17 protein-coding genes and 3 pseudogenes are annotated in these 19,049 nt (G+C 60.8%); 4 read left to right on the top strand and 16 right to left on the bottom strand.

Annotation, left to right across the window (positions count from 1 at the left end; translation table 11 throughout):
- Both LJE98_RS19405 and LJE98_RS19400 read left to right on the top strand, forming a co-directional pair.
- Positions 1–588 carry a nitrous oxide reductase accessory protein NosL gene (locus LJE98_RS19405; RefSeq protein ID WP_229576913.1) on the top strand — a complete coding sequence of 196 codons (588 nt, stop codon included), beginning with the start codon at positions 1–3 and terminating at the stop codon, positions 586–588.
- Between the two features lie 3 nt (positions 589–591).
- Entirely contained in the window at positions 592–1,503 is a 912-nt protein-coding gene (locus LJE98_RS19400) for an FAD:protein FMN transferase (RefSeq protein ID WP_229576912.1), read from the top strand.
- Positions 1,504–1,589: 86 nt separating this feature from the next.
- Here LJE98_RS19400 and LJE98_RS19395 read toward each other — a convergent pair whose 3' ends face one another.
- A complete protein-coding gene (locus LJE98_RS19395) occupies positions 1,590–1,790 on the bottom strand; it encodes a hypothetical protein (protein ID WP_229576911.1) in 201 nt (66 codons plus the stop codon).
- A gap of 17 nt (positions 1,791–1,807) precedes the next feature.
- A pseudogene (locus LJE98_RS19390) lies at positions 1,808–2,996 on the bottom strand (IS3 family transposase).
- 69 nt (positions 2,997–3,065) lie between these two features.
- Here LJE98_RS19390 and LJE98_RS19385 point away from each other — a divergent pair.
- Together LJE98_RS19385 and LJE98_RS19380 are read left to right on the top strand one after the other, a co-directional pair.
- Positions 3,066–3,339: pseudogene (locus tag LJE98_RS19385) on the top strand (tyrosine-type recombinase/integrase); the annotation flags it as partial.
- A 188-nt stretch (positions 3,340–3,527) separates the two neighbouring features.
- Complete coding sequence (locus tag LJE98_RS19380) at positions 3,528–3,872, top strand: HNH endonuclease (protein WP_229576910.1); 345 nt, start codon at positions 3,528–3,530, stop codon at positions 3,870–3,872.
- A 324-nt stretch (positions 3,873–4,196) separates the two neighbouring features.
- On the opposite strand, the gene LJE98_RS19375 is transcribed toward LJE98_RS19380, so the two are convergent.
- From LJE98_RS19375 to LJE98_RS19310, 14 genes and pseudogenes are all read right to left on the bottom strand, one after another.
- Entirely contained in the window at positions 4,197–4,991 is a 795-nt protein-coding gene (locus LJE98_RS19375; RefSeq protein ID WP_229576909.1) for an ABC transporter ATP-binding protein, read from the bottom strand.
- Positions 4,988–5,932 carry an iron chelate uptake ABC transporter family permease subunit gene (locus tag LJE98_RS19370; RefSeq protein ID WP_229576908.1) on the bottom strand — a complete coding sequence of 315 codons (945 nt, stop codon included), beginning with the start codon at positions 5,930–5,932 and terminating at the stop codon, positions 4,988–4,990. Before LJE98_RS19370 ends, LJE98_RS19375 begins: the two co-directional genes overlap by 4 nt.
- The gene (locus LJE98_RS19365) at positions 5,925–6,902 is read right to left on the bottom strand and encodes an ABC transporter permease (RefSeq protein WP_229576907.1); all 978 of its coding nucleotides are present in this window, start codon (positions 6,900–6,902) and stop codon (positions 5,925–5,927) included. Before LJE98_RS19365 ends, LJE98_RS19370 begins: the two co-directional genes overlap by 8 nt.
- Positions 6,902–7,813, bottom strand: coding sequence for a siderophore ABC transporter substrate-binding protein (locus LJE98_RS19360; RefSeq protein ID WP_229576906.1), 912 nt, complete (start codon positions 7,811–7,813; stop codon positions 6,902–6,904). The genes LJE98_RS19365 and LJE98_RS19360 overlap by 1 nt, the downstream gene beginning before the upstream one ends.
- 77 nt (positions 7,814–7,890) lie before the next feature.
- The gene (locus tag LJE98_RS19355) at positions 7,891–10,197 is read right to left on the bottom strand and encodes a TonB-dependent receptor (RefSeq protein ID WP_229576905.1); all 2,307 of its coding nucleotides are present in this window, start codon (positions 10,195–10,197) and stop codon (positions 7,891–7,893) included.
- A gap of 138 nt (positions 10,198–10,335) precedes the next feature.
- Positions 10,336–11,343 (bottom strand): FecR family protein, encoded by a 1,008-nt coding sequence (locus LJE98_RS19350; RefSeq protein ID WP_229576904.1) that lies wholly within the window; start codon positions 11,341–11,343, stop codon positions 10,336–10,338.
- 157 nt (positions 11,344–11,500) lie between these two features.
- A complete protein-coding gene (locus LJE98_RS19345) occupies positions 11,501–12,016 on the bottom strand; it encodes a sigma-70 family RNA polymerase sigma factor (protein WP_229576903.1) in 516 nt (171 codons plus the stop codon).
- Between the two features lie 480 nt (positions 12,017–12,496).
- A pseudogene (locus tag LJE98_RS19340) lies at positions 12,497–12,816 on the bottom strand (aldehyde dehydrogenase family protein); the annotation flags it as partial.
- Between the two features lie 150 nt (positions 12,817–12,966).
- Positions 12,967–13,878 carry a dihydrodipicolinate synthase family protein gene (locus LJE98_RS19335; protein WP_229576902.1) on the bottom strand — a complete coding sequence of 304 codons (912 nt, stop codon included), beginning with the start codon at positions 13,876–13,878 and terminating at the stop codon, positions 12,967–12,969.
- Positions 13,875–15,050 carry an L-rhamnonate dehydratase gene (locus tag LJE98_RS19330; protein ID WP_229576901.1) on the bottom strand — a complete coding sequence of 392 codons (1,176 nt, stop codon included), beginning with the start codon at positions 15,048–15,050 and terminating at the stop codon, positions 13,875–13,877. Before LJE98_RS19330 ends, LJE98_RS19335 begins: the two co-directional genes overlap by 4 nt.
- Before the next feature lie 13 nt (positions 15,051–15,063).
- Positions 15,064–16,080 carry a 4-hydroxythreonine-4-phosphate dehydrogenase PdxA gene (locus LJE98_RS19325; RefSeq protein WP_229576900.1) on the bottom strand — a complete coding sequence of 339 codons (1,017 nt, stop codon included), beginning with the start codon at positions 16,078–16,080 and terminating at the stop codon, positions 15,064–15,066.
- Positions 16,077–17,357, bottom strand: a complete 1,281-nt coding sequence (locus LJE98_RS19320; RefSeq protein WP_229576899.1) for a TRAP transporter large permease — start codon at positions 17,355–17,357, stop codon at positions 16,077–16,079. Before LJE98_RS19320 ends, LJE98_RS19325 begins: the two co-directional genes overlap by 4 nt.
- Positions 17,354–17,917, bottom strand: a complete 564-nt coding sequence (locus LJE98_RS19315) for a TRAP transporter small permease (RefSeq protein ID WP_229576898.1) — start codon at positions 17,915–17,917, stop codon at positions 17,354–17,356. Before LJE98_RS19315 ends, LJE98_RS19320 begins: the two co-directional genes overlap by 4 nt.
- 67 nt (positions 17,918–17,984) lie before the next feature.
- Positions 17,985–18,968: a TRAP transporter substrate-binding protein gene (locus tag LJE98_RS19310; RefSeq protein ID WP_229576897.1), complete on the bottom strand. Its 984-nt coding sequence runs from the start codon at positions 18,966–18,968 to the stop codon at positions 17,985–17,987.
- Between the last annotated feature and the right edge of the window lie 81 nt (positions 18,969–19,049).

Raw genomic sequence — 19,049 nt, 5'->3', positions numbered from 1 at the left:
ATGCGACTTCCGCTTCACACGCTCCTGATCGCCGGCTTTCTGGCATTGCTCGCCGGGTGCCAGGAGAAGGTCACGCAGGACACGACGCCCAAGGACATGACGGCCGAGACGCTTGGCCACTATTGCCAGATGAACCTGCTGGAACATGCTGGGCCCAAGGGGCAGGTGTTTCTCGAGGGCATGCCAGCCCCCCTGTTCTTCAGCCAGGTCCGTGATGCCATTGCCTATCTGCGTGGACCTGAGCAGGTGGCGCCAATCCTTGCCGTCTATGTGAACGATATGGGGGCGACGGGGGCCACCTGGGATCAACCGGGCGATGGCAACTGGATTGCCATAGACGAGGCGCTGTTCGTCGTGGGATCGGCGCGCCAGGGGGGCATGGGGGCGCCGGAGACGGTTCCGTTTTCGAGCCGTCAACAGGCCGAGGAATTTGCCCGCGTCGAGGGCGGTCGTGTCTTGTCCCTGGCTGAAATCACCGACGACATGGTTCTGGCCCCGGTTGAGGACGTTGTCGACCCGAACCCGCAGGGCGACAATACCGATTTCCAAAACCGTCTGCGTGCCCTGTCCAACAAAGCTGGAGGCTGAACCATGCCCGTAACACGCCGCCGACTGATCACGATTTCCGCTGCCTTGGCTCTTCTGCCAGCCGTGACACGCGCCGCGCCGCAAGTCTCGAAATTCTGGACCGGGCAAGCGCTTGGTGCACGCGCTTCTATCCGGATCGACCATCCCGACGCGGAGGCGATCACCGCCCGCGTATTGGCCGAAATCGATCGGTTGGAAGACATTCTGAGCCTCTACCGAGCGCATAGTGCGCTGGCGCGGCTCAACCGGGAGGGCCATCTGGCCGAGCCGCCTTTCGAACTGCTGGAATGCCTGTCGCTTGCCGCTGCCGTGAACCATGCCAGCGGCGGGAGGTTTGATCCGACCGTGCAGCCGCTTTGGACGCTCTGGGCCGAAGCCGCCGCGCGCGGCAGGCAGCCGGATGCCCCGGCAATCGCCGTGGCCAAGGCGCTTGTTGGCTGGCACAAGGTGGAGATGGATGCGGCGAAAATCAGCCTGCGACCGGGCATGGCGCTGACCTTGAATGGGATCGGCCAAGGCTATGTCGCCGACCGGGTGGCTGCATTGCTGGAGGCAGAAGGCCTGACGAACGTTCTGATCGACACGGGAGAATTCCGTGCCCTTGGAGGCACTCCGACTGGTGGCGACTGGCCTGTTCGAACCGAAGCCGGCGGTTTTGTCGGTTTGCGGCAACGCGCTCTCGCCACATCGTCTCCTCTCGGTACGACATTCGATGCCGCGGGACGGCAGGGGCACATTCTTGACCCCGTCAGCGGAATGCCTGCACCGGCGGTGTGGCGCGCCGTGTCGATCTCGGCACCCACCGCGGCCGTTGCAGACGCGCTCTCAACCACAGCTTGCCTTCTTGAGGACGTCAGCCAGATGGAACTCCTGATACGAGAATTCCCAGGGTCCCGACTGGAGGCTGCGGGATGATGGCCTGCGTTGTTCCATCATTAGGCTACCCCACAAAGGGCTAGTTTGAGCCCTCTCGACGCGATTTACCGCAAGTCTCCGTGCAATCAGGCCCCCGCAACCAACCAAAATCGAAAATCCTCCCAAGCTAAGTATTTACGTGTAAACTCCTCACCATAGCGGTCTAGGAGCTTTTTGCGTTTTTGCTCCGTGTCGAGTTCACCAGACAGCTGACGCGCCAGCACATCCTGATCCACCATTGCCTTGAACTTTGCTTCCATCATTTGCGCTGCCTCCATGGCAGCCATGACCTTGCCCCCAAGTTTTATCCAGTTTTGAGTTCGCTCCGGCGGTTTTGGGTTGCTGTATTTAGGGCGGTAGCGGCGGGTTGCGGTGCGGAGCCATTCCGGCTGCGCAGCACCGCATCACGTCGCGGGCTGATGGTCTGAGCGAACTCGGCTGGTGTGAGCCAGCCAAGGCCGGAATGCGGTCGATGATCGTTGTAGTCGCTACGCCAGCTTGAGAGCGCTGATCGGGCATGGCTCAGTGACGAGAAGAGCGTCTCGTTCAGGAGCTCATCCCGCAGTCGGCCATTGAAGCTTTCGATGAAGGCGTTCTGGATCGGCTTACCCGGCGCGATGTAGTGCCACTCCACCTTGACCTGGTCTGCCCACTGCAGGATCGCGTTACTGGTGAACTCACTGCCATTGTCGCTAACGATCATCTTGGGCTTGCCACGCTTCTCGATGATCCGATCCAACTCGCGAGCAACCCGAAGACCCGAGAGCGATGTATCGGCGACGAGGCCCAGACATTCCCTGGTGCAATCATCGACGATCGTCAGCACCCGGAACCTGCGCCATCGCTGAACTGATCCGACACGAAGTCCAGCGACCAGCGGTCATTGGCCGTCATCGGGACAAGCATTGGTGCTCGCGTGCCGATCGCTCGCTTGCGGCCGCCGCGCTTGCGCACCGTCAGCTTCTCCTCCCTATACAGCCGGAAGAGCTTCTTGTGGTTCACACGGTGTCCCTCGCGTTTGAGCAGCACGTGGATGCGTCGATAACCAAAGCGGCGGCGTTCATGCGCCAATGCTTTCATTCGCTCGCGAAGACGATCATCGTCACTGCGCCTGGTTTCGTAACGAATTGTCATTCGGCAAAAGCCCATGGCTTTACACGCCCGCCGTTCGCTCATCTCGTGGTGACCCATCAGATGAACGACAGCTTTCCGCCTTGCTGCGGGCGTCACCACTTCTTTCCCAACAGGTCCTTCAAAGCCGCATTGTCGAGCATCGCGTCAGCCAGAAGCCGCTTCAGCTTCGTGTTTTCGTCCTCAAGTGTCTTCAACCTCTTGGCTTCGGACACGTCCATGCCGCCGAATTTGGCCTTCCATTTATAGATGCTGGCATCGCTGACGCCGTGCTTGCGGCAAAGCTCCGAGACCGGCGTACCCGCCTCGTGCTCCTTCAGAATGCCGATGATCTGTTCGTCCGTGAAACGGTTGCGCTTCATTCTCTGGTCCTCTCAATGGGCCAGAGCTTACTTCAAAATGGATTAGTTCAGCGGGGCAAGGTCACAACGGGAGGAACAGTCGATGACTATGCCTTTCCCAGTCGCGTCGACCACGCTGATCATCTCAGCACTCGGCAGTACGCCCGACTGGTCGATGAGTGGGTGACGGCGATCGGGCTTCGTCGGGAGGATTACGGTACGCATTCCCTGCGGCGAACGAAGGCCGCCATGATCTACAAGGCCACTGGCAATCTTCGAGCGATCCAGATCCTACTTGGCCATACCAAGATCGCCCGTCGACATTGGGGACGCATTAGAACTAGCTGTGCGAACTGAAATCTGAAAGCGGACGGCTCCACACGTCGTGGGGCCGCTCCTTTTTCCGGTGAGCCCCTCGAAGGATCCGATCCGGTTCGCGCCCTCAAACAAGCCATACGGTTCTGATGGTTTCATGCTACTGGCGTGCGCGTACGACACTAGCACCCATCCTCGGGAACAGCATCCGGGGTCTCCACCAGGAAAGATCGAGCCTTGGCCCGCAAGAACAGAGACGAGCTAGCTTTTTGGGACGAGCCTACGCCAGAGCCCGTGTTCTGTCCGATGTGCGAGCGCGTCATCCCGGAGGATCAGAGAGACGAGCATCATCTTGTTCCCAAGAGCAAGGGTGGAAAGGAAACCGTTTGCCTGCACCGTATATGCCACGATCAGATCCATTCGATCTTTACCGATGCTCAACTCGCCAAGAAATTTTCCACGATCAAAACAATCCTGGAAGACCCTGCGGTGCGGACATTCATCACGTGGGTGAGAAACAAGCCTCCTGGCTTTTCAGATTCTGCAAAGGAAACACGGCAGTCATTCCGTCGAGGCCGCTAGCCGCAACAGGAAAAAGTCCGGCTAGAAGCGAATGCTGCCGTGGCGAGAATGCGCCTTCAGTTCGGACGTTTGGCCGCAATAGGGTCTTTTCCATAAGCGGACACTCGCTTTGCCGGGCGATTTGGCAACACACCCACCGTCTTTGTAGGCGCTTCACTCTGAACGTTTCTGCCTGCTAGATACTGCTGCCGAGAATGGGGTCGCATTCCCGCGCAGTTCAACAGGAGTGTCCTCAGCCGTCAGCATGCTTCCCGCCTGAGGCGAGCATTTGGCAGCAACAGAGTTTTGTGGTTCCTTGGACCTATGGTGTGGTCCTCAAACCCATCAGGTTGGGCCGGACACACCTGTCGCATCTGGGCGCTGCGTGTAGTGTAGTGCAAACCGCATTCCGCCTGCCTCAACCACCGCGACGGGAAAATCGTAGATCCCCTGTAGCACGTCCGTGTGCATGATGGCGTCAGGCGTCCCGTCGGCTGCGATCCGGCCATTCTTCATCGCAATGATCCGGTCGGCGCTGGCTGATGCGTGGTTGATGTCGTGCAGCACGACGACGATGGTTCGGCCGGCTTCGTCAGCGAGCCGGCGCAGTTCCAGCATCAGTTGGCGGGCGTGATACATGTCGAGATTGTTCAGGGGCTCGTCGAGCAAGATATAGTCGGTCCCCTGCGCATAGGTCATAGCCACCATCACCCGCTGCCGCTGGCCGCCGGACAGCCGATCAAGCGAGCGGTTGGCAAGGCCTTCGAGTTCGAAACGAGCGAGCGCCTCCTCGACCATGGCCCGATCCTCCGCCGTCATCCGCCCCCCGCCATGCGGAAACCGGCCAAATTCGACCATCTCGCGCACGCTGACGCGCGGCGGCGGGCCGATATCCTGCCTCAGGATCGCGAGTTTTCTGGCCAGGGTTTTGCCGGGTGTCGAGCCGACCGGAAGCCCGTCGATGGTGACGGAGCCCTGCTGCAGCGGCAACAGCCGGGCGGCTAGCGAGAGCAGGGTGGATTTGCCCGCCCCGTTCGGGCCGACCAGGGCGGTAAGGCCGCCTCTGGGCAGAACAAGATCAATGCCATCCAGCACGCGCTGGCCCTCGCGATCCAGGCTGACGGATTGGATTTCGATCATCGGGCTCGCCTCGCAAACAGAAACAGGATGAACACAAGGCCGCCGAGGAAATCGACGACCACAGAGAGCGTGCCGGTCTGGCCAAGCCCGTGCTGCAACAGCGTCTGCCCGCCGACCAGCACGATCACGCCGAGAAGCATGGCAACCACGACGACGGAAGCGTGCCTGCGGGAGGATGTGAGCCGCTCGGCAAGCGCTGCGATCAACAGGCCGAAAAAGGTGACGGGCCCGACAAGCGCGGTGGAGACGGCGACCAGCAGTGACACGGTGATGAGCTGCACCAGCACCACCCGGTTCCAGTCAAGACCGAGGCCGATGGCCGTGTCACGTCCGAGTGCGGCGATGTCCAGCAGATGGCGGCGCGAGAAGAGGAAGCCGCCGGCCAGGAGCGTGACGAGCGTCGCAATGGCGAGCAGATCGGTGTTCGGCGCGGAGAAGTTCGCATACATCGCCCGCTGCGCCACGGCGAATTCCTGCGGATCTATCAGCCGTGCCAGAAGGTTCGTCAGGCTACGAAAGAGCCCGCCGATGACGACACCCGCGAGCAGCATCAGCGTCAGATCCATCCGGCTTTTCAGCGCCGGCCAGAGGATGAGCATGGCGAGCAGCATCAGGGCGGACGCTTCCATGCCGAATTTTAGATGCGGCGAGAGCGAGACATAACCCAGCCCGCCCAGCGCAAAGACGAGGGCCGCCTGACCGAACTGGTAGAGCGCGTCCAGCCCCATGATCGAGGGTGTGAGGATGCGATTGCCGGTGATCGTCTGGAAGGTGACGGTCGAGAGCGCGATGGCAACCGCGACGGTCACCAGCGCCGCAAGCCGGATCCCGCGCAGCTCCAACGCAAAAGCGATATTGCCGCGCAGGTTGACCGTCATGAAGGCGATGATGGAGGTGAGCGCAAGACAGAGAATAAGGCCGATAACGATCCGGTCACGCATCGCGGCGCTCCCGCAGGATGAACCAGAGGAAGACCGCCGGTCCGATGACACCCATGACCGTGCCGACAGGGATCTCGTAAGGAAAGCGCATGACGCGCCCGGCGATGTCGGAGGCGAGCACGAGGATTGCCCCGCCGAGTGCCACGAGCGGCAGTGTGCCGCGCAGATTGTCGCCCGAGAGGCGCGAGATGAGATTGGGCACGACGAGGCCGACAAAGGGGATGAGCCCGACGACGACGACCGAGAGCGCCGACATGACGGAGACCAGCACCAGCCCGATCTGGGTCATCCGGCGATAATCGATGCCGAGGCTGGTCGCCTGGTCCTTGCCGAGCGCCATGATTGTCAGCCGGTCGGCGATCACGGTGGCCACACCGACGATAACGAAGGCGACGAAGAGCAGTTCGTAACGGCCTTTCAGCACGCCGGAGAATTCGCCATTGGTCCAAATGTCGAGATATTGCAGGAGATCGGTTTGCCAGGCGACATAGGTGACGGCCGCTCCCACTACGCCGCCGTAGACAAGGCCGAAGAGCGGCACGAGATGCGGCTGTTCCGGCGGCAGGCGGTGCGCGGTGGCGAGGAACAGAGCCGTGCCGATGAGCGCACAGCCGCTGGCGACCAGCGCTTTTACTCCCAGGCCGGCAGCCGGCAGAAAGAGCGTCACGATCAGGATGCCGAGCGCTGCACTCTGGGCGGTGCCCGCGGTCGATGGCTCGACGAAGCGGTTGCGCGTCAGCGTCTGCATGATCTGGCCGGCGACCGCCAGCCCGGCGCCGCAGAGCACGGCGGCAAGCGTGCGCGGCAGCCGGCTGATGGCCATGAGATCGCCAAAGGGCATCCCCCCCTCGGTGCCGGACAACGACAGTTCCTGCACGCCGATCGCAAGGCTCAAGACGACGAGAAGCGCCAGGCAGAGCCCGGCGCCGATCATTGCGCGACGATGGTGTGTCTCAAGTTTGGCAGACATCACTGGCTGGCGGAGAATGCGGCCTCGATGGTGGCCAGGACCCGTTCGGTAGCCTTCAATCCGCCGGCGGCGATGTAGAAATCGGCCGACGGCAAATAGATCACCTGGCCGGTCTTCCAGGCTTTGGTCTCGGCGACCAGCGCATTGTCGAGCGTTGCCTTGGCATTTTGGTCATTGGCGCCAATGGCGGCGGCCCGGTCGAGCACCAGCAGCCAGTCGGGATTGGCTTTGGCGATGAATTCGAAGGAGACCGGCTCGCCATGGGTGGCGGCTTCAACGTCTTCCACGACGGCTGGCAGGTCGAGCGCCTTGTGCACCCAGCCGAAGCGGGAATCGATACCGTAAGCTGTGATCTTCGGCCCGTTGGTCATCACGATCAGCCCCTTGCCCTTGCCCTGAACGGCGGCCTTGGCGCGGGCGAGCGCTGCGTCGAAATCGGCAACGACCTTTTCGGCCTCCGCCTGCTTGCCGAAGATCGCACCATAGGTCTTGGCCCGCTTACGCGCCTGGTCAATCACGTCGATGCCGTCCATGGTCATGTCGAGCGAGGGCGCGACCTTCGACGTTTCCTTTTCCCTGCCGGAAGAGCGACCACCAACGATGATGAGGTCAGGTGCAAGCGCGCTCAAGGCTTCGAGATTGGGCTCGAATATGTCGCCGACGACCTCGGCCTTGCCCTTCAGGTCCGAGAGTTCGGAAAGATAGAGGTTTTCCGGGATACCGGCCGGCATCACGCCGATCGCCAGCAGCGTATCAAGTGCTGCAATGTCGAAGACGGCAACCTTCGACGGTGTTTCCTCGACGGTGACCTTGCCAGCATAGGTCTCGACGTCGAGCGCAAGCGCCGGCAGGGTGGCGAGGACGAGGCCTGCGGTAATCAGTGCGCGGCGGGTCATGGGGCGAATAAACATGCTCGTTTCTTCCTGATGTCAGATGGTCATGGGTCGCCCTCCGCCGGTCTCGCGACGAACAGCAATGTCTTTCGGGATCAGAAGGTCGCCTTGACTGATAGCAGGAAGGTGCGGCCCTGCTCGTATAGGGGCTCAACATTGCCGAATTCCTGGCCATAGGTGGAGCGGCTCGCATAGGTCTCGTTGAAGAGGTTCTGCACTTCTGCGCGGAACGTCATGTGAGAGAGCTGTTCGGGCTTCCACTCTGTGTAGATGTTGACGACTTCATAGGCCACATAGGTGTTCGCGCCGTCTTCGAATTCCGGTGCAAACTCCATGTCGCCGCCGACTGTCAGGCCCCAGTCGCTGAAGGTGTGAGCTGCTGAAATGGTGATGATGTCGCCAACCGGTGTGGTGAGGTAGTTGCCCGTGTCGGAATCGGCCGGCAAGCCATCGATTTCCGCATTCACCCGTGTGTACTTCACCTTGATGAAGCCGTCGGTCCAGTCATAGCCTGCCCCCACTTCGAAGCCCCAGGTCTCGACGTCATAATTTTGGTTGGCCCGCGCAGCAGCCCATTTCGCCACGCGCGCATCCTGGATCATGCTGCGGAAGAGGCTCCCCTCGGCAGTGAAGCCGTCATGGTGGAATTCGAGCCCTGCGGTCGCGTTGTTGGCAGTCGTCACCTCCGGCCCCTCTAGGCCATAGTTCCAGGCGGGGTTCATGATGAAGGCTTCCGCAAGCGGAATACCCGCCCAGACATGGCTTGCACCGGCCTTGGCCGTCAGGAAGCTCGTCAGGTCGTATTCCACGGACGCATTGCCGCTGAGACCGGCATGGTCCCACTTCTCGCCCGTCGTGCCCTCGAACCACTGCTTGTCGGCGCGTCCGCCAAAGGACAGCCGCATGGCATCAACAGGCTCGATCCGCACCTGTGTATAGATGCCGACGTTGCGCGCGCGTTCGGAGGCGTCCTCCGTATATCCGAGCGGCTCGCTAGCGGTCTCCAGTTCGATCTTGTCGCTGTAGAAGTCCAGACCGGCGACAATGTTGCCGTTTTCCAGCGTGAACTTGTTCTCGAACTTGCCGTTCAGGCTGCCGCTCTCGCCCTGTCCGTCATAGGAAGCGCCCACGCCACCGCCGGCATTGTAGAAGATCGGCGTTTCGACCGAGCTGTGGCTGTAGGCCAGCCGCACAGTTGGGTCCCACCAGCCTTCCGGCGTTGTATCCGCATAGGTGAAGACGGTATTGTCGCGTTCAAGCTTATAATTGCGATAGGCCGGCTCCCAGGGACGCCCGGTCGTGACCACGCTGGCATTTGCGCGGTAAGGCCGATCTGCGTCGTCGCGCACCCGCTCATGACTGATCTCGAAGCGATCGCCGCTTTCGGCCTCATAGGCCAGCTTGCCGAGGCCGCTCAGGAGGTTTGTCTCGGTGCCACGGACCTCATCGCCGTTTCCTGCTTCGTAATTGCCGCCTTTGCCATAGTTCAGGAAGCCGAGAAACTCGAAGCCATCCTGCATGGCCCAGCCGCCAATGCCGGTGGTGAAGGTATTGCTGTTCGAATTATAGGTCTCCGACGCCATGCCGCCGAAGCCGTCTTGCGTGAGCAGGTCTTTGACATCTTTCGTCTCATAGGCAATTGAGCCGGCCAGAGCGCCCGGGCCTACATCGGCAGGTGCGATGCTGGCATCGACGTCGACGGCCTTCAGCAGCGATGGATCGATCAGGTTGGTGGCATTATGATGGAAGACGCGGTTGTTCTGACGGCTGCCGTCAATGCTGACTGCGAGCGTCGTTTCTTCCAGCCCGTTGACATAGACCTTCTGCGAGGTCGGGATCGAGCTTCCGACGCTCACCCCCGCTTCGTCGCGGAAGACGTCGGCGACGCTGGTCGGATTGCGCGCTGCGAGTTCTTCGGCACCGATGTTGACGGAGCTGACGCTGGTCTCGGCCCGCTGGCCGGTGACATTGATCTCACCGATCACTGTTGAACCATCGGCTGCAGGCGCGCCACCGGTGACACCAGAAGACTGGTCGCCGACGACGACCGTGCCATTGCTGATGCGCCAGGAAAGTCCGGTGCCGGACAAAAGCTGCGAGAGGGCAGCTTCGGTCGAAAGCGTCCCGGAGACGGCAGCGGAATTCGCGCCGCGGGCCGCCTCTGCCGGCAGGGAAACCTGCAGGCCGGATTGGCGGCCGAAGGCCCTCAGCGCATTGGCAAGCGGTTGTGCCGGAATGACATAGGCGCGGGTCGCCGCACTCACTGGCGCCGTCTGCGCCACGACGGGCATCGTGAAAGGTCCGGCCAGAAGCGCAAACGCGCAGGCGGTTGTGGTCATAAGGCGGCGCGACTGTGCCCCGATCAAGGCGCCGCGATCCGCAGAAAGTCTTGTCACTGTCATACTCGTCCCCATACTCAACCGGCTTAAGCCGGGTTCGAGATTAAATACGAGTGAAAGTGACAAGTTTTTCAGGCGGCATTCATCTTTTTGCGATGGTTCGCGAAATATTGATCAAGATACTGAATTGCAGCGATTATTTCAGCGACTTGAGACGATGCGCAGATAGGGAGACGCCGCCCGCACCTGAAGACCGAAGGCGGCAGCCAGTGCCGTTAGCGCCCGGTCTGGATCGCTCAGGTCATAAAGGCCGGTGACCCGCAGCGTGGCGAGGTCGCTTTCCGGCAGCATGATCCAGGCTGGATGCTGGCGCTGGATGAGCGCCACGACATCCCCGAGCGCCTGATCGGTGACGGACAGGCGTCCCTCGCGCCAGAGTGCGATATCGGCGGGGTCGACCCGGCTCAGTTCCGCTTTGCCGCCCCTGCGGTCGACTGTTGCGACGTCACCGGGCGCAAGCGTCAGCTCCGTGCCGTTCTCTACCCCCTGAGGGCGTAGCGCAATCGACCCATGTGCCAGTTCCACGCGCGTGCCATGGCCTGTGTCGCGCACGCTGAAGGCTGTGCCCAGCACCCGCACGGAGGCGTCCTGTGCATCCACGACAAAGGGTCGGGTGGCATCCCGCTCGACCTCGAAGAAGGCTTCGCCGGCCAGTAGTCGGACATGCCGCGCCGTCCCGTCGACGTCATCCGCTAGTGCCGTATAGGGCGCGAGCGTCACCCGCGATCCGTCGGCCAGCGTCACGATCCGTGTTTCGCCGGCGCCCGTTAGAAAATCGGCTTCGAGGCGGATCTGCAGCGCCGGGCCGAACAGGGCGACGACGAGACCGGCGGACATCAGGCAGGCCGCTGCGAGCCGAAGGCTGCGGCTGGACAGGCGCAAACCGATCGGTGAAACCTGCGATGCAGGCGAGGGCCGTGTGCTCTGCAGCGCGACATCCGGCAAGGCTGCGGGGCGATCGCCAAGGGCTGCCCAGGTGCGACAGATCCGTGTCCAGGCCGCGGCATGGGTTTCTGACGCCTGCAGCCAGTCTCCCCAGGCCGCCATCAGCGCGGGGTCTGCCGGCGTGTCGCGCAACAGCATGAACCAGTCCATCGCTTCTTCGAGGAGCATGGTGGCCCGCTGTTCTGGCTGATCCGTGACACTCACCGGTTGGCTGTTCCCTGGTTGCTTGGTTGCTCCGCACGCGCGCCCAGGCGGCATTGCGCATGGTCTTTCGATGTGTCCGTCTTGTGAGCGAACTTATCTGTGCCTGCTGGATATACGATTGGCTGGATGTCCTTTTTCACGTGCGCCTCGACATTTTTCAATGGCTCCCCCGGTCAAGCGACAGGGCTATCTTCACCATGCCGGCGCGGATCAGCCGGTGGGCCGTCGCGACTGAAATCTTCAGCTCGCCGGCGATTGCCTCCAGCGTCCAGCCCTCGATCCGGTAGAGTTCGATCGCGCGGCGTGTCTCTGGCGGCAATTCCTCCAGCGTCTGCGAGGCAACCCTTGCCTGATCTGCGAAAAGAACTGATTCCTCCGGTGTGCCCTGTTCCTGCGGCAGGATCCAGAACGGCGGATCGACCTCTCGGCCGCGCGTCTCGATGGTACGGCGCTTCATCTGGTCAAGAGCGAGATTGCGCACGATGCTGTAGAAATAGGACAGGACCTGGCGCGGCGCATAGTCATCCGATTTCCTAGGCTTCAGCCGCAGAAAGGCGTCCTGCACGATATCCTCTGCCTGATCACGGGATCCCAGCAGCCGGGTGGCATAGTCCACCAATGCCGACCTGTGTTCCAGGAAAAACGCGATCTGGCGTTGGGTCTGTGCGCTCATAGTCCTAATGCGGTTGAAAGTTGATAGAAAAGGTATGCTTTCCTATCGCGCAACCACGGTTAAGGCAATTGGCAGTTATGCGCACGCCGCATTGCGGACCTGCACGCCCCCCGGCTTTCCTAAGCAGGGGCTGGCGGAACGTGCTGCGCGTTCCGCTCACCGCCACATAAAGGTAATGATTCCCGCTTTGCGCTGTCATTTCGGTCTTTGTGCAGCTCTCGACCCAACCCGAAAGCGGTCGTTCGCTTTTGCCCGGTCAGAGGCCTTGAATCGGTGAGAAGCCGCCATTCCCTGCAATTTGCGTCGATGACAGCTTCGCTGACGAGCAAATTGTGAATATCTTGCGTCCGAAACCTTAGCTATTTCCGTTGGCTATCGAGGTAGCAGCGCCTCCGGCATGTCCTGATAGCAAACAGGCCGCAGGAACCTACGGATTGACAATGTACCAACCGAGGTCGCACCAAAGTTGGTGCTCGCAGGCTGGCCCACAGTGCGGCCGCGTTCACCTTGCAGCCGCCCGGCAGGAAGACCTGTTTCCTGCGTGCCGATCTCCGTAATCTGGTCGCCGCGCGCCTCGATCTCGTCTGCAATTGCGTTCAGGAACTCCGCGCGCGCCTCCCGCGTGGAATAGCCATAGGTCCAGAAGGCGTCTTCTGCCGCAATGCAGGCGCGGTCAATCAGCTCCGCGGTGCCGATGCTGAATTCGTGCGCCGGGCCATCAGCGGGCTCCGAGCGGAGGTCGCATCGCCTGCAATCCAGTTGCCGGCGATCAAGTGCTTTCCGTGAGGAGTAAAAGACATGTATTTCAATCTCGTTTGGCTTGCGGCGCGCCCAGACCGGGTCCGGGCGCCGCGCTTCACAGCACCGCCCGACTAACAGGACAATGCTCTGAGGGTGTGTTGCTGAATGTGGTTATGGCAGCAGCGCCGGACGCTTCTGCGCGTCCTGGACTAACGGCCCCAGTTCAGCACCATGGGCTCCAGCGGTTGCAACAGGTCGATCATTCGCTGGCGGATTGCCGGATGCAGCGGCGGGATCGGATGTCGGCAGAACTCGGACCGGATGACGCCACCCTCGACCATGGCCGCCTTGCAGGATTGCCATCCGCATTGCCGGTTCTCATGGTTGATGGCCATCGCCACCCGCCCATAAGCTGCAGTGGCGCCCTCAATGTCGCCGGCATGGTGCTTCTCGATGACCGGTTTGATCTGATCAACAATCATGCCGCTGGTCATCGACCCCGTCGCACCGGCGTCGAGATCAGCCAGCAGGGTGATACCTTCCTCGCCATCAAACGGCCCCTCGATGGCGTCTCCACCTTCGGCGATCAGCGCACGCAGCTTGTTGGCGGCCTTCGGGCATTCGATCTTGAACAGGCGCACTTCCTCGATCTCCCGGGCCATGCGCACCAGCAGCGGCACCGGTAGTTCAACGCCCGACAGCGGCGCGTCCTGCACCATGATCGGGATGCCCACCTCGCCTACCATGCGGAACTGCTCGAAGGTTTGCTCGGGCGTGCCTTTGAGAAGCGCACCGTGATAGGGCGGCATCATCATGACCATGCTCGCGCCGAGCGATTTTGCAAAACGCGCCCGCTCGACGGCAATCTGTGTCGCATAGTGGCTGATCGTCACGATCACCGGCACGCGGCCAGCCACGTGCTCGAGGCTGACGCGGGTCAAAAACGCGCGTTCTTCATCCGAAATCAGGAACTGCTCGGAGAAGTTCGCCAGGATGCAGATGCCATCGGCACCCTGGTCGATGAGGCAATCGAGAACACGCTTCATACCTTCGAGGTCGAGCGTTCCGTCCTCGTGGAATGGTGTGGGTGCGACGGGCCAGATACCGGTGTAACGGGTCATTCCACGATCTCGAAGTTCGAGAGATGCTTGTCGCTGATGGTGATCCCCAGACCGGGTTTGTCATCGTCGAGCTGAAGGAAACCATCGACGGCTTCCGGATCACCTTCAAAGATGTAGTAGAACAGCTCATTGCCCACCTCGACATCGAAAACTGGGAAATACTCGCTGATCGGGCAATTGGTGTTGGCCATTGTCAGGTGATAATTGTGCATCTGGCCTGCATGCGGGATGACAGGGATCTGCGCAGCCTCGGCGATGGCGTTGATCTTCTGTGCCGCAGTGATGCCGCCGACCCGGTTGGTGTCATATTGCAAGACGCTGACGGCCTTCTTGTCAATCAGATCCTTGCAGCCGATCACGCTGAATTCGTGCTCGCCGCCCGAAATCGGCACGATGCCCATGGCGTTGAGTTCGGCATAGCCTTCCACGTCATCGGCGATCACCGGCTCCTCGAGCCAGCGCGGCTCGTATTTCTCCAACTTTGGCAGCATGCGCTTGGCGTAATCCAGGTTCCAGCCCATGTAGCATTCGAGCATCAGGTCGTTGTCGTAACCGATGACTTCGCGCAAGGCTTCGACGCGCTTGAGATTCTCGCGCATGCCCGCCATGCCGTCCTTGGGACCGTAGCCAAAGCGCGACTTGTAACCCGTGTAGCCGTTCTTCATGGCTTCTTCGGCCTCGGCCTGCATGCTCTCGACCGGGCCTGCGTAAAGCTTGGAGTAGTAGACCGGGATCTTTTCCTTGGTCCGGCCACCAAGCAGCTTGAACACGGGCTTGCCCACCAGCTTGCCCATCAGGTCCCAGATGGCGATGTCTATGGCGGAAATTGCTGTCATTCCAATGCCCTTGCGGCCCCAAGCATGGGTGCGCCGGTACATTTTTTCCCAGATATAGGCGTAATCGAACGGATCTTCGCCGATCACCAGAGGGGCATACCAGTCGTCGATGGCCTTCTTGACGACGGTCGGCGCGAGCGCCGCATTGCCGATACCGATGGTGCCGTCTTCAGTCTCGATTTCGCAGGTCAGCCACTGGTGAAAGCGGAACGACGCCATCGCATCGCCCTTGAGCCACAGCGCATCGGACGCATTTGTGCAGAAATTCCCGGTGGGCGGCACAGTCGGGCCGGTCCAGTTCCAGACCCGGGTGCGGACAGATTTGATCTTGGTCATGTGCGTTTCCTTGTCAAGCGGCGGCGCGGTTAGCGCGATGATTAAGGGCCATGCGGACGAGCAGGTTGAAGGCCTGCAGGGTGGCGCCGACATTTGCCTTGTTCTGGCCGGCAATGTCGAAGGCGGTGCCATGGGCAGGCGTGGCGACAGGAATTGGCAGGCCGCCGGCCACGGTCACGCCACGGTCGAAGCCCATCAGCTTGATGGCGATCTGGCCCTGGTCGTGATACATCGTGACCACCGCATCAACCTCGCCACGTTGGGCCTTGAGGAACACAGTGTCCGATGGCCACGGCCCAGTGACATGCTTTTGCTTATCCTGTGCTGCTTTGACGACGGGCTGCAGGATGTCGATTTCTTCGCGACCGAACTTGCCATTATCGCCGGCATGCGGATTGAGGGCGGCAACGGCAATATGCGGACGGGCGTTGCCGGCACGCTGGCAGGTGTCCTCTGCGAGACCGATTGCCTTTTCCACGGCTTCCGCCGTGATCCGTTCAGCGACGTCGCGAAGACCGATATGGCTGGTGACACGGGTGGTCATCAGATTGTCGAGAACGTTGATCTCGCTGTGATAACCCTTGAAGCCGATGTGGCGGGCTATGTAGCGGTGTTCATCCTCGGCGTTCAGGCCTGCACTGGTCAAAGCCGCCTTGTTGAAGGGGCCGAACAGGACGCCGTCCACCTTACCCGCCATGGCCAGGTCCAGCGCCTTGTCGAGGCAACGCAGACTGCACTCTCCGCCTGCAACGGTGACTTCCGCGATTCTTACATCCTCCGGAGCAATGGTCTGCATCGGAAGCCAGCTCAGCCCCTCCTGCGTTTCGACCCCTGCCTCATCGATCTGCGCTAGGTCGACGGTCATTCCCGCCTGCTGGGCACCTTGTTGCCAGACATGCTGATCGCCAATCAGCACGATGTCGGCGGCGTCCCTGACGCCCTCCTGAGCCAAAAGCTTGAAGATCAGTTCCGGTCCGATCCCGGAGGGATCTCCGGGAATGATGGCAATACGTGGTTTCTGGTCGGTCATTGGATCAACCCTGTGAGTGCGAGAGATACCTGCGGCACATACGTGACCAGCAAGAGGATGAAGGCGAGGACGCCGATGAACGGAAGGTTGGTGCGGGAGGTCTCCCAGATCCCGGCCTTGGCAATCGAGCATGAGGTGATCAGCACCGAGGCCACGGGCGGGGTCTGCTGACCGATGGCGAGATTGAGCGTCACCATGATGCCGAAATGCACGGGGTCGATCCCGACGGCATTGACCAGGGGCATAACCACCGGCACCACCAGGATGATTGCTGCAGCACCGTGCAGGAACATGCCGAGCACCAGAAGCAGCAGATTGAGCAGCGCCAGCACGATCAGAGGGTTTGTCGTAAGCTCGGTGATCTGTTGCGCCAACTGTTGCGGGACCTGCGCTTGGGTGAGGAACAGCCCGAGTGCCGCCGATGTGGAAACAAGCAGCATCACAACGCCGGTCTGGCTGACCCCTTCAAGCATCACCTTGCGCAGCCGCGTGACATCAAGATCGCGGTAGATGAAGATGCCGATGACCAGTGCGGCGAGAACCGCCAGTCCAGCACCTTCGGTCGCAGTCACCACACCGGAGAAGATGCCGCCAAGAATGATCACCGGCATCAGCAGTGCCCAGATGGCCTCCTTGAACGACCTCCAGACATGGCAGAGGTCGAAGCCTTCGGCACGCGGCAAATCATAGCGAACCGCCAACACGTAGGTGACCGCCATCAGCAGGACACCGCCCAGGACGCCCGGCACGACACCGGCGACGAACAGCTTGAGCACGGAGGTTTCGGCAATCGCGCCATAGAGGATCATCGGGATCGACGGCGGAATGATGATGGCCAGCGACGCTGACGAGGATGTGATTGCCGCGGCAAGGGTTCTGGAATAGCCGCGTTTCTTCATCTCGGGGATCAGCACTGTGCCGGTGGCTGCAACATCGGCGACGGCGGAGCCGGAAATTTCGGCAAAGACCATCGAAACGCCGATATTGACCATGCCAAGGCCGCCGCGGACGAAGCCGATCAGCGAGGTGACGAAGTTGATGAGCCTGACTGAAATGCCCGAGGTGTTCATCAGGTTTCCAGCTAGGATAAACAGCGGAATGGCGATCAGTGGGAACGAAGTCGAGCCGGAGTAAAGCGCGATCGCCATATCGTAGAGCGTGGCGCCGCCCGGTGTCAGGACAAGTCCACCCACGGCAACGATCCCGATGGCGACGGCGATCGGCACATTGATCAGGATTAGGGTGATCAGGGCGACTGTGGTTGCAAGAAGGATCATTTGTGGTCGTCCTTTCCGAACGCGGACGCGTTCTCGCGCTCAGCTTCGGCAATGGCCTGTTCGATTTCGGCGTGGTCGGCATCGATGCCTGCTGCGGCATTTCTGAGAGCGCGCGGCATCGTCAGGAAGGTTCCGATGATCATCAGCACGGCGGAAACGGGTATGATCGACTGGACGATATCCAGCGTCATCCAGCGGATCGAGAGCAGCGAATCCCACTTGGCGGCCGCGAGCACCGCGTTGCCGTACCACGCGACGATGGCGAAGAAGCCGATCACCAGGAACTCGGATGCCAGCGCAAGTGCGACCGCAGCATATTTCGGCAGCGCGGTAACGATGCCACCGAAGCTCATGTGCTGGCGCAGAAACAGCGCATAGGTGGCGCCAAAATAGGTGAGCCAGGCCAGAAGAACGATGGCGATCTCGTCGTACCAGGACGGCGACGAACCGAGATAGCGCATTGTGGCCGAATAGATGACCGACAGCGCCAATGCGATCAGCAGTGCAAGACAGATCGTCTCGATCACCCACAGAAGCGCTTTTTCAAACTTTGCGACCATGAAACAGGTTTCCTCCCCCAAAAAAAGGAGCCGACCGGGATTATCCGGCCGACTCCGCACCGCGTTGTTACTTGGCCAGAGCCTGCGCGCGGCTCACCAGTACGTCACCGCCCTCCACCTGGCTTGCGAAAGCCGCGTAGACCGGAGCAGACGCTTCGATGAACGCTTTCTTGTCAGGCTGGTTGACCTCGACGCCGGCCGCCTTGACCTTGTCAACGAGCTCGTTGTCAGCAGTCTCACCTTGGGAAAATGACCAGTCCTGGACCGAGGCAGAGACGCTCAAGGCAGCTTCCTTCACCTCATCAGGCAGACCATCCCAGGTGCCCAGACCGGTTGTCAGATAGGTCGGCGAATAGACGTGTCCGGTCATGCTGAGATATTTCTGAACTTCCTGGAAATTCGCACCGGTGATGTTGGTGAGCGGATTTTCCTGACCGTCCATCGTGCCTGTCTGAAGTGCGACGAAGACTTCGGAGAATGCCATTGGCGTCGGGTTGGCGCCCCACTCCTTGAACATCGACACGCGCCACTCGGAAGAAGGCGTGCGGATCTTCAGCCCTTCAAGATCGGCGGGTGTGTTAATCGGGCGGGTGTTGTTGGTGATCTGGCGGAAACCGTTCTCCCAGGTCGACAAAACCTTCAGGCCGGCCTCTTCGGCTTTCGGCGCCAGGTCCTTCTGAACGATCTCGGTATCGATTGCCTTGAGATGCGCGCGGTCCTGCACCAGGAACGGCATGTCAAAGAGCGCGAACTCGGGCGCGACATTGGTCATGATGGATGAGACCAGGGTGAACTGGACCGTGCCAAGACGGAGCTTCTGAATCAGTTCCTTTTCGTCGCCGAGCTGGCCGTCAGCATAGAATTGAACCGTATGCGCGTCGCCAAGCTTGGCACCAAGATCCTCTGCGAATTTGGCTGCGCTGCGGCCCTGAAGGCTGTTTGACGCTGCGCCGACGGCAACGATGTAGGTGTCAGCCAGTGCCGGTGCTGCCGTCACCGACATTGCGCAGATCATCAGTCCGGCGGAAATGCCTTTACGTAGAGTGTTCATTGGGGGCTCCTCTCCCTTGAATTATATCATGCATATTCGCACAATGTATTTTGTATACATTATGAAAGTATGGACTAGCAA

Source organism: Rhizobium sp. 'Codium 1', assembly GCF_020889605.1.
GTDB lineage: Bacteria > Pseudomonadota > Alphaproteobacteria > Rhizobiales > Rhizobiaceae > Allorhizobium > Allorhizobium algae.
Note: the sequence above shows the minus strand (reverse complement) of the source record. Positions and strands in the feature narration are given on the sequence as shown.

Coding starts and splice junctions, on each gene's coding strand:
- LJE98_RS19405 (WP_229576913.1), top strand. CDS start 1: ATGCGACTTCCGCTTCACACGCTCCTGATCGCCGGCTTTCTGGCATTG.
- LJE98_RS19400 (WP_229576912.1), top strand. CDS start 592: ATGCCCGTAACACGCCGCCGACTGATCACGATTTCCGCTGCCTTGGCT.
- LJE98_RS19395 (WP_229576911.1), bottom strand. CDS start 1,790: ATGGCTGCCATGGAGGCAGCGCAAATGATGGAAGCAAAGTTCAAGGCA.
- LJE98_RS19375 (WP_229576909.1), bottom strand. CDS start 4,991: ATGATCGAAATCCAATCCGTCAGCCTGGATCGCGAGGGCCAGCGCGTG.
- LJE98_RS19370 (WP_229576908.1), bottom strand. CDS start 5,932: ATGCGTGACCGGATCGTTATCGGCCTTATTCTCTGTCTTGCGCTCACC.
- LJE98_RS19365 (WP_229576907.1), bottom strand. CDS start 6,902: ATGTCTGCCAAACTTGAGACACACCATCGTCGCGCAATGATCGGCGCC.
- LJE98_RS19360 (WP_229576906.1), bottom strand. CDS start 7,813: ATGTTTATTCGCCCCATGACCCGCCGCGCACTGATTACCGCAGGCCTC.
- LJE98_RS19355 (WP_229576905.1), bottom strand. CDS start 10,197: ATGACAGTGACAAGACTTTCTGCGGATCGCGGCGCCTTGATCGGGGCA.
- LJE98_RS19345 (WP_229576903.1), bottom strand. CDS start 12,016: ATGAGCGCACAGACCCAACGCCAGATCGCGTTTTTCCTGGAACACAGG.
- LJE98_RS19335 (WP_229576902.1), bottom strand. CDS start 13,878: ATGACCCGTTACACCGGTATCTGGCCCGTCGCACCCACACCATTCCAC.
- LJE98_RS19330 (WP_229576901.1), bottom strand. CDS start 15,050: ATGACCAAGATCAAATCTGTCCGCACCCGGGTCTGGAACTGGACCGGC.
- LJE98_RS19325 (WP_229576900.1), bottom strand. CDS start 16,080: ATGACCGACCAGAAACCACGTATTGCCATCATTCCCGGAGATCCCTCC.
- LJE98_RS19320 (WP_229576899.1), bottom strand. CDS start 17,357: ATGATCCTTCTTGCAACCACAGTCGCCCTGATCACCCTAATCCTGATC.
- LJE98_RS19315 (WP_229576898.1), bottom strand. CDS start 17,917: ATGGTCGCAAAGTTTGAAAAAGCGCTTCTGTGGGTGATCGAGACGATC.
- LJE98_RS19310 (WP_229576897.1), bottom strand. CDS start 18,968: ATGAACACTCTACGTAAAGGCATTTCCGCCGGACTGATGATCTGCGCA.